The sequence below is a fragment of the Nostoc sp. genome, assembly GCF_035638895.1.
Classification (GTDB): Bacteria; Cyanobacteriota; Cyanobacteriia; order Cyanobacteriales; family Nostocaceae; genus Nostoc.
On the sequence record NZ_DASQZC010000248.1, the window covers coordinates 1 to 9,844 of the forward strand.

The window sequence follows — 9,844 nt, forward strand, 5'->3', positions numbered from 1 at the left end:
TATTAGTCAGTTAAATGGATGCTAATGGCTAAATATGTGAACAATAGTTTTTATAAACAACCCGGAAGGTTGTCACGAATTTTAAAAACATTATATTTTTGACTTCTTGCTCAAGTAAAAAAAAAGAAACTTGTCTTTAATTTAGTACTAATAATTTTGATAACTTTTTTATCAGAAAGTTACATCCATGAAACCACTGGAACAGTTAAAATTGAAAAGAACTCTCAGCTTGCTGATCCTGTAAGTATGACCATGCACAATTCCGTTGAATTCCAAGACGCTTTTGATGTCATAGTCGTCGGTGCAGGTCACTCCGGTTGCGAAGCAGCTCTCGCCTCTGCACGCCTCGGTTGTCGTACCCTGCTATTGACGCTCAACTTGGATAGAATCGCTTGGCAACCTTGTAATCCAGCAGTGGGTGGCCCGGCTAAATCTCAGTTGACTCATGAGGTAGATGCACTCGGCGGAGAAATTGGTAAAGTAGCAGACCGCACCTACCTACAAAAACGTATCCTCAACTCTTCACGGGGGCCTGCTGTTTGGGCATTACGCGCTCAGACAGACAAACGCGAATATGCAGCAGTGATGAAGAATATTGTCGAGAACCAAGAAAACTTGACAATCCGCGAAAGTATGACAACAGACTTAGTGCTGGGCGCTAACGGTGAAGTTATCGGCGTTGAAACTTATTTTGGTGTCGGGTTCCAATGTAAAGCAGTCATCTTGACAACTGGCACTTTCCTGGGAGGTAAAATTTGGGTTGGTAACAAATCAATGCCAGCCGGACGTGCTGGGGAATTTGCGGCTGAAGGATTGACACAAACCCTAAATCGTCTGGGATTTGAAATCGGCAGACTCAAAACTGGAACTCCAGCCCGGGTAGACAAGCGATCAGTAGATTATAGTAAAATGCTCATCCAGCCAGGGGATGAAGATGTACGCTGGTTTAGCTTTGACCCAGAGGCGTGGGTAGAACGGGAACAGATGCCTTGCTACATCACCCGCACAACCGCCGAAACCCATCGCCTAATTCAGGAAAATTTGCACCTGTCGCCAGTTTATGGCGGTTGGGTGGAAGCGAAAGGGCCGCGTTATTGTCCCAGTATTGAAGATAAAATTGTCCGCTTTGCCGATAAGGAAAGCCATCAAATCTTTATTGAACCAGAAGGACGAGATATACCCGAACTTTATATCCAAGGGTTTTCTACAGGCTTACCAGAGAATTTGCAACTACAAATGTTGCGGACTCTCCCCGGTTTGGAAAAATGTGTGATGCTGCGTCCGGCGTATGCTGTGGAATATGACTATTTACCTGCAACTCAGTGTTACCCCACACTGATGACTAAGAAGATTGCTGGATTGTTTTGTGCTGGGCAGATTAACGGTACTACAGGTTATGAAGAAGCCGCAGCTCAAGGACTTGTAGCAGGAATTAACGCAGCTCGATACGCTCGTTCTCAAGAAATGATTGTCTTTGCCCGCGAGCAAAGTTACATCGGGACGCTAGTTGATGACTTGTGTACAAAAGACCTGCGCGAACCTTACCGGATGCTTACCAGTAGGTCTGAGTACCGATTGATATTGCGTTCTGACAATGCCGACCAACGCTTGACACCCTTGGGGCGGGAAATTGGATTAATTGACGATCGCCGTTGGGATCTATTTACCCAAAAGCAAGCAAATATTACCACAGAAAAGCAAAGATTGCAAGCCACACGAGTCAAAGAACATGATGAAATAGGAATAGCGATCGCATCTAATACCCAGCAATTAATTAAAGGTTCAATTACCCTCAACGACTTGCTGCGCCGTCCCGGATTCCATTACGTTGACCTCGACAGGTTCGCCCTTGGAAACCCCAACCTCAACCGCGCTGAGAAAGAAGGTGCAGAAATTGACATCAAGTATTCTGGCTATCTTGCTAGGCAACAAAATCAGATTGACCAAATTGCCCGCCAAGCGCACCGCCAGTTACCTGCGGATTTAGACTATACAACAATTGATACCCTATCCATTGAGGCACGGGAAAAGCTAACTCACGTAAAACCACTCACTCTTGGTCAAGCTGCACGTATTGGTGGCGTAAACCCAGCAGACGTTAACGCTTTGTTATTATATTTAGAATTGCGTAGAACCAAGAGCCAGTCTGAGTTTCCAGCGTTAGCTTAACACAACCTTGATAAAGACTGAGTATAGTAGTAGGGAGGGAGATTGGTATGATAGATGACATAACTATTAGTAGTGGCATCATTAACAATCCCCAGATTAAAGTTGACTTTAATACCAACGCTCAACCAACTCGTCTCAATCAGACGGCAGATTGGATATTTTATCTGTAATCCTAATTCCCAGGCAGTAGGCGCGGCGTTTCCTCGTCCTAGCAACAACCCAGAAAGTCTATGTTACAAGAAGCCAGCACCCGTCTCATAGTACCGGAACCATCAGAAGACTTAATCGCCAACGAGCCTTGGTCGATAGAAAACTATGCTGATGGTCTAATGGATGAACTCTTTGCCGATATCGACTCCATTCTGGATGTTAGTGGTAATCTACTTTCTCAAACCGTTAGGCACAGTAGGCAGAACAAATGGAACCAGTCTGTTGCTGGGGTTTCTCCCCAAGCTCAACGCCAGTCGCCTACAGAAAATGTGCTGCAAACAGTTATGGGGATACCGCAGATTATACCGAACACACTGAACCAGCCAGTGCAGTCAGTTGTTCAAGATAACCACAAACACTTGAGTACCGTTGTATTTGACACTGCCACCGTAAAAAGAGCTAGTAGAAAGCGTCAGAAAAGTAGTTCTACTTTGGGCAAACTGTTGATGGTGGGAACAACTTTAGGCGTGGCGATCGCTGGTACTATCTACTTGGTACAGTCTGGAGTCGTATATCTATCAAATAACAACTTGACCCTGCCAGCTGTTCTAGTGCCACAACCGCAGTCACAGTTGCCAACAAAAGTAGAAATAGAGGCAGATTTGGTTGACTACATGCTCCAATCGCTGGCAGTTATAGATAAGCAAGGAGAAACTCCCAATCGAAAATCTGTCAGTTCAAGATTTTCCAGTCAGGCAAATACTAACCAAGTAGCCTTTGGTAACAAGCAAACAACTGGTATACCATCACTTCCACTTCTAGCTAACAATACACCACCAGCCCCCAACCGTTCTGGAAGCGTTGTTGAGCGCATCTACGTTCCCGTTTATCAAGCGCCGTCGCCAATGCGCTACGCCCTGCCGGCTATTCCTGGTAGTCCTACACTTTTACCACGAGTTACGAGTGCGTTACAAGGATCTCAACCGAATGTTGTGAAAACTGCCCTGAATACAGTGCGACAAGCTGCCAAACCTGTAAGTGTCAACATGTTAGCTGCGGCTGTAAGACCCGAACTTAAACCTGTAGCTGCGAAAACTGTACCGATTACCGTGCGGCAAACACCCAGCCCTCTACCTGCATTACCAGTAGTTGCATTACGTGCAGCCCTCGCCCCAGAGTCAGAACCAACTATTACCCAAGAACAAGTATATCCGGCAGTTGCGATCGCAGATGCTCCGAGTAATACCTTAGAAGGATTACTTGAGTTAGGCAATAAATCTGCCGCTTTATTTAAAATTGATGGCGTAACTCGCCGCATCAATATGGGTGAAAGTATCGGCTCAAGCGGTTGGACATTAGTAGATGTGAGTAATGGTGAAGCCGTTATCCGCCGTAACGGCGAAGTGCGATCGATTTACGCAGGGCAGAAATTATAATAATAAGCTGTTTAAACCTCTCAAACTTCCCTTGATAGACTATTAGTGGTCTGTATCATTAGTGTTGAGGGAGCAACTTTTTACTTCCCTTTTACCGCTGACTCCGAAAACCCTGTCTTCCATTAACTTGGTCAAAGAGGACATCGTATTTATCAAAAAATGCGATGCCAGTATTTACAAATATAGGAAGTTCTGCCTGTGGCGAGATACTTAAATTCCAGCGATTAAATCCGTCGCGGGTTCCTGGTGTAAGACTGTAATCAAAAATGCCATTAATTGCTACTTTCAAAGCATTTGTTGAGCGCAATACTCCTGGTTTGAGTTTACCTGCTGTGGAAGCTGACTTGAATTCAGTCGACCCATTAATAGTTCCAGTATCAGCGATCATTGTGCCATTACAAGAATTTTTAGCCGCACTCCCAGTAAGAGTTAAACAAACTTTACTCAATCGAGAATCCCATCTATTACCGGGTACACCATTAATTTCGCTTTGTTTACTCCAAGCAGCCATTTTGAAACCTGCTTGATTGTCAGCAGTTAAACCGAGAATTAGGCTGCCATTTTTGTTACTACCACCATTTCCAACTACGATAAATCCGTTACTCAGATTGCCTGGTAATTTTCTCAACGGATTATAAGGAAGTGACTTTTCAAAATAGTTGACACCGATAATACCGGAAAATGGCACACCACTCTTTGCTGAACAATTAGGCTTTTGGGCAGTACATTGGCGACTAGTAACAATCTGTACCGGAACGGGTTCTGCGGCGGGAAGCAAACCAAATCGGATGTTAGTATAAACTAATTCTCCCTCCAGGATAGTACCATCACTTAATACTTCCTTAATATTTTGTCCCGTTCTGCGAATAGGGGCATTGCCTAAAAACTCTTTGGGAACTCGCAGCCCTGCTGACCCTGTATCTAATAAGATACGCTTTGGTTTACCACCTGCGATCGCCATTTCTAGAAAATAGCCGCGAACCCGTTGACCGAGGGAAGGTTTTGTGTATAAAGGTAGGGAGATGGTATCAAAACTTGGCTTGCGTGGTGTATTTTGAGAGATGTCGCGCAACGCTGGGTTTGGGAAAAGAGCCGCAAATGCTGACTGTCGTTGTGCAGCTGGTTCAGGCGCGATATCCCAAAGGCTTTCGTAGTAGAAAAAGCCGCTACCTAAACCGCGTTGTTGCGCTGCTTCTACCTGGGATTGAATTTGTGGCATGGAAACTGGGCGATTTCGCAATCCCGCCATAATACCGATACCAGTTGGGATGACTTTTTGTGTTTCTAAAATTTCTGGGCGGGTAATTTGAGCAATAAAACTTTCTAAATCATTGCGGTACACCTGCATGACTAACTCATCGACAATACCCAACCGTACCCAGTTGAGCCAGTCTTGCAGTTGCAGCTTGTAGGCGAAATCATAATAATTAGGAGAAACTGAGAAGATGGCATTCGGTTTTCTGGCTTTCACAGTTTGATAGAGGTCTACCATGAATGTGCTGATTTTATCTGCCCGCCATTTTATCCATGCTTGGGCTTGAGGATTGGGCGGGGGAGGATTGCCAGTTTCTTGAGTATATAGACTAATTGTGTATTTATCGTAACCAAAATCCACAGGTAAACTCGTATGGTCGTCAAATTGAACGCCATCAGCATCGTATTGAGTAATGACTTCCATCACGAGTTCGGTGATAAACTTTTGCACTTCCGGGTGAAACGGATTCAACCACGCTACTTCACCCGCAGCACTAATTGAAGTTTGAGTCCCATCCCGCTTTTGTGTCAGCCAATCTGGATGCTGGGATGCAAGTTCCGAAGTTAGGGGAACCATGAAACCAAATTCAAACCAGGGTATTGCTAATAGCCCTTCTCTACGAGCTTGGCTGATAATGTCTGCAATCACATCTTGTCCATCTGTTCCCTTGAAAAAGAAGGGAATACCCTTTTTTTGCATCACAGCGCTGGGGTAATGTGTATAGCCATCGTTCCACACTACTGGATAAACAGTGTTAAAGTTTAACTGCCGCAGTTGGCTCATGGCTGCTTGTACCTTTGAGCGATTTCTAAAAACGCTGAAATCGTTACCACTCAGCCACACCCCCCGAATTTCTTGACGAGGTTGAGGAGGTAGTTGGGCAACAGCAGGGGCAAAAGTGTTGAGTAGTAATACTGCAACGAATGATATCAGACATAATAATGGCAGCAGACGCTTTCTTAAAAGCCACCAACCTTGATGAATAAGGCGACTAGGCGCACTACAAGACGCTTTACGTAGCTTGCTGCGACATAAAAGTAAGCCTCTACGCACAGGCTTAAATAGTAAGTTAGTTAAAGTAGCATTAATTTTTATGCTTTTTTCCCAGAACTGAGTTGCCATTACTTCTGCTTACTAAATGAGGTTAATTGGTTATATTTAATTCCATATCAACATTAAATTGCTGCACCAGGAAAACTGATACAGTAATTTAGCTGCAAAATAGTTGACGCAGTTATCGGGTTAGTAGTGCCAAGTATAAATGTTTAAAATGTAACCTGTAATATACAGCAGAATACAGAATTTAGGAGTAAAACACGCTGTATACCTGGATAACAGACTTAGCTTGTCTACCTCACCAACTTTAAATCTGCTGTATTTTCGCTGCTCTCATACCAATTTTAAAATGATTGCGACAGATGGACAGAGAAAACCCAGATACACTAAGCGGTTTCCAATCCAAAATCTAAAATCCACAATCCAAAATGGTATCACGCCTATGCCTGGTAGATTTTTTGCATAACACCATTTCTCCCATTGGAATTAAGTCACAATGATAATAGGCAATCATAGAGGGTGCTGTTATGTTTCGTCTAACTCAAATTGTTCGGAACTTGTTCATTCGGATTCAAGGCTTGTTTGGTGTTTTATTCCAAAGTGTTTCCAATTTCTTTGGAAATTTCTTTGGTTTTTTTGGCAACCTGTTTGGATTCAATAGCTCTGGTTATTTCTTGGAATCTGATCAGCAGCAGCAAGTTATAAAACAAGCTTCTGCAAAAGAGCAAATTGAAACGAATCAGGATAACACTCCTAAAATTTCCGCCACTACCCGCCGTCGTTCTAATGCCAAAGTTGACGACTACTTTCTCAATATGGCTCGTGATGTGAAAAAGAACTAACCAAAAGCCACCACGCGAACAACAAGCTCAATGAGCATCGTAGATATCGCTCTTAGATAAAAAAATAGCCAAAGCTTTCTGTTACTTATCGCTTGAGCATTGCGGCGATCAGGCTACATAATTTTTATTTGACTTTTTTTTACTTGTTGTGATCTTTGCTTGGGAGCGATGTCTACGACGGGCTACGCCTACGCACTGCAAGGAAAAGGTAGAGCTACCAATTAATTACTGTTAAAATTGTTACCTTCGCAAACTCTTGATCGGCAGTCACCAAACTTACTGAATTTTGGATCGCCATTGCTGCAATAATTGCATCTGGTAGTTTCAACCGATATCGCTGCCGAATTTCAATGATTTTCTTAATCAAAACAGCATCACTCGCCACTAAATTGACAACCTCAACTCGTTGCAAAAACTGCTCAAAAAGCTGACGATCCTCTTGACTCAGCCCAGAAAACGCGAGAAATTCAATTTTGCTAATAACTGAAACTCCAATTCAATCAGCATCTTGGAGTAATTGAATAAGTTGAAAATTTTCTTGAAGCAAAGCTACTATCGCATTCGTATCCAACACGTAGCGATTACCACTCATCGCGTAGATTCCTCTGCATTGCTACCGCATCTCCCCGCCAAGTTAATCGCCCCACCAAATCAGAGAAATCATAACTAGGTTGCTGCTTTTCCTCTGACGAAACTGGATTCAAAACAACTACAATGTCCACTTCAACCGCCGCTAACTGCGTTGGAACATTAAGATTTAAATATCCTGATTCATCGATTTTAGTTGTAAGTTTTAAAACTTCCATTGCCAAAGAATTAGTAAACCTCATCTTATTCTAAATTTTGTAGAGCGAACATTGCTCAATCAGATCCCCAGAACCCCGACTTTTCAAAAAAGTCGGGGTTCTTGTACCTCATGATAAATATTCTTCAGGTGTTTTCAAACTACTCGTTTAGCCCCCTAACTTTTTAGATCCCCCTAAATCCCCCTTAAAAAGGGGGACTTTAAGAGACTCTTAGCCCCTCTTTTTAAAAGCCGTGCAGTGGGAGATAAGGGAGGAGAAGCTACCACCCTCTTTAACATGGCTTTTCTAGAACGCGATCGCGGTAATCTAAAACAAGCCCAAACACATATTCAAGCAGCTATTGAAATCATTGAAGATTTACGCACCAAAATAGCTAACAAAGAACTACGCGCTTCTTACTTTGCCTCAGTCCAAAACTACTACAAGTTCTACACCGATCTGCTGATGGAAGTGCACAAAAAAGACCCATCAAAAGGATACGATGCTTTGGCAGTGGAAGTTAGCGATCGCGCCCGTGGTCTAATTGAACATGAACTCCCAGGAAGTGAAAAGATAGACAAAGCAGCCAAGAATTAATACAACATAGGCGTAGCCAAACCCAGGCATCGCACCTTTAAAATAACTATATCCAGCTTGAGGCTGGACAATAGCTAGAGATATTTTTGAGATTGAAGTTTACTTGGTTTTTAACTTACCAAATCAACTAAGGCGTTGCTCTGAAAGCGGACTATAGATGAAACTGAGCAACCGCGATAATTCTCAGATGTAAATACTGATAGTGTGATATTAGCTTGACCGGGATCTAAAATGCGTTTTACCTTACAGGTTTGCATTTTGTTGTTGCAGTAAGCAATAATGCGATCGCCAGCCTTGACTTCCAACGCTTGAATTTTCAATTAATACCAACCTTGCCAGGAATTTGCTTCGTTAAAGGAAAAATATATTGTTATATTCCGCTTTCTTTAACAATAGCAATGTTTCTTTAAGTATAGCACAAAAAATTAAAGTTTTTAATCTTATCAATTTAATCTTGATGATGTCAAGTTGATTTATGCTCAAAACGCTATATAAATGCTGGATTTTCAGAAAATAAGGATAAAATCTCCACCTTCGCGCAGCCTCTAGGCCGGAAGCCTCATCTGAAAAATCCAGATGGTGGGAAACCTCTGCTCCAATTTCTCTGGAGCTAATTTTTTTCGAGTCCAAATTTTTTCCTTCTATGTTTTTGTTACAATTAATGAAATTTTTACATAAAAATACCACTATGGCTTTATATGCTGAATTACACAGACATCTAGGCGGGTCGGTCGTACCAAGAGTTCTATGGCGATATTTCGAGCGACATTCTTCGGAGTTGATTTCTCGCTTTGCTGACTATTCACAATTTGAAGATTTTTACACCCGTCCACGCAACACCCTGGATGAGTATCTAGAATTACACACCCTGGTAGAAAGTGTGCAAACTGTGGAGACTTTGCCTTACTTTATCTATCGCTTAGTGCGGGGTGCTTACATTTTTGAAAATTTGGCTTATCTAGAGCTGCGCTACACTCCCTATTTGCGGACACCTGAGCATCTGAGTCAATCCGAAAGAATTGACAAGATGACAGAAATTGTGGAAGTAGTAGGACTTGCTAGCCAACAGCCAGAATATCCTATTGTTACTAGCCAAATTCTCTGTATGCACACGCGCCTACCTTATGAGGTGAACAAGGCGATTGTTGATTTGGCGGCACAAAATAAGCAGTATGTCTGTGCAGTGGATGTAGCGGGGGGTGATAGCTATTATGCCGATCGCTTAGAAGAATGGATTAGCTTATATGATTATGCGCGATCGCAGGGCGTTAAGACCACCGGACATCTATATGAAACCACTGCTGGCTGTTACCCTGAACTGTTACCCTATCTCATGCGAATCGGTCACGGCATCCAAATTCCCCTACTGTATCCAGAGTTACTTAATGATGTGGCTAAACGCGGACAGTGTTTAGAGGTTTGCCCCACAACTTACCTGAAAACTGGTACTTTGCAGGATATCCGTCAACTCAAATTAGTTTTTGACCGTTGTTTTGAAGCTGGGGTAGATATTGCTATCTGTACCGATAATGCTGGATTGCACAATGTGCGTCT

General features: G+C 42.9%; 10 protein-coding genes. 6 read left to right on the forward strand and 4 right to left on the reverse strand.

The annotated features are described in order from the left end of the window. The first annotated feature begins 246 nt into the window (after positions 1–246). The 3 genes from mnmG to VE944_RS12000 are packed head-to-tail and all read left to right on the forward strand — an operon-like array spanning position 247 to position 3,755. Positions 247–2,169, forward strand: coding sequence for a tRNA uridine-5-carboxymethylaminomethyl(34) synthesis enzyme MnmG (gene mnmG, locus VE944_RS11990; protein WP_324977135.1), 1,923 nt, complete (start codon positions 247–249; stop codon positions 2,167–2,169). A gap of 47 nt (positions 2,170–2,216) precedes the next feature. Further along, complete coding sequence (locus VE944_RS11995; RefSeq protein ID WP_263983699.1) at positions 2,217–2,339, forward strand: hypothetical protein; 123 nt, start codon at positions 2,217–2,219, stop codon at positions 2,337–2,339. Between the two features lie 60 nt (positions 2,340–2,399). After that, positions 2,400–3,755, forward strand: a complete 1,356-nt coding sequence (locus VE944_RS12000; protein ID WP_324977113.1) for a hypothetical protein — start codon at positions 2,400–2,402, stop codon at positions 3,753–3,755. A gap of 91 nt (positions 3,756–3,846) precedes the next feature. On the opposite strand, the gene VE944_RS12005 is transcribed toward VE944_RS12000, so the two are convergent. Further along, on the reverse strand, positions 3,847–6,132 hold the full coding sequence (locus VE944_RS12005) for a glycoside hydrolase family 10-like protein (protein WP_324977115.1): 2,286 nt from the start codon (positions 6,130–6,132) through the stop codon (positions 3,847–3,849). Between the two features lie 461 nt (positions 6,133–6,593). Between VE944_RS12005 and VE944_RS12010 the strand changes: the two genes are divergently transcribed. Further along, positions 6,594–6,908: a threonine dehydratase gene (locus VE944_RS12010; RefSeq protein WP_324977118.1), complete on the forward strand. Its 315-nt coding sequence runs from the start codon at positions 6,594–6,596 to the stop codon at positions 6,906–6,908. Between the two features lie 214 nt (positions 6,909–7,122). Here VE944_RS12010 and VE944_RS12015 read toward each other — a convergent pair whose 3' ends face one another. Both VE944_RS12015 and VE944_RS12020 read right to left on the reverse strand, forming a co-directional pair. Next, entirely contained in the window at positions 7,123–7,404 is a 282-nt protein-coding gene (locus VE944_RS12015) for a PIN domain-containing protein (RefSeq protein ID WP_324977138.1), read from the reverse strand. Between the two features lie 85 nt (positions 7,405–7,489). Then, positions 7,490–7,738 (reverse strand): hypothetical protein, encoded by a 249-nt coding sequence (locus tag VE944_RS12020; RefSeq protein WP_324977121.1) that lies wholly within the window; start codon positions 7,736–7,738, stop codon positions 7,490–7,492. 252 nt (positions 7,739–7,990) lie between these two features. Here VE944_RS12020 and VE944_RS12025 point away from each other — a divergent pair, with 252 nt between their 5' ends. Further along, on the forward strand, positions 7,991–8,290 hold the full coding sequence (locus VE944_RS12025) for a hypothetical protein (protein WP_324977124.1): 300 nt from the start codon (positions 7,991–7,993) through the stop codon (positions 8,288–8,290). A gap of 110 nt (positions 8,291–8,400) precedes the next feature. Here the strand turns inward: VE944_RS12025 and VE944_RS12030 are convergent, their stop codons facing one another. Beyond that, positions 8,401–8,610: a hypothetical protein gene (locus tag VE944_RS12030; RefSeq protein ID WP_094352741.1), complete on the reverse strand. Its 210-nt coding sequence runs from the start codon at positions 8,608–8,610 to the stop codon at positions 8,401–8,403. A 368-nt stretch (positions 8,611–8,978) separates the two neighbouring features. Between VE944_RS12030 and VE944_RS12035 the strand changes: the two genes are divergently transcribed. After that, positions 8,979–9,844: amidohydrolase family protein (locus VE944_RS12035; protein WP_324977132.1), on the forward strand; the 866-nt coding region annotated here is incomplete at its 3' end.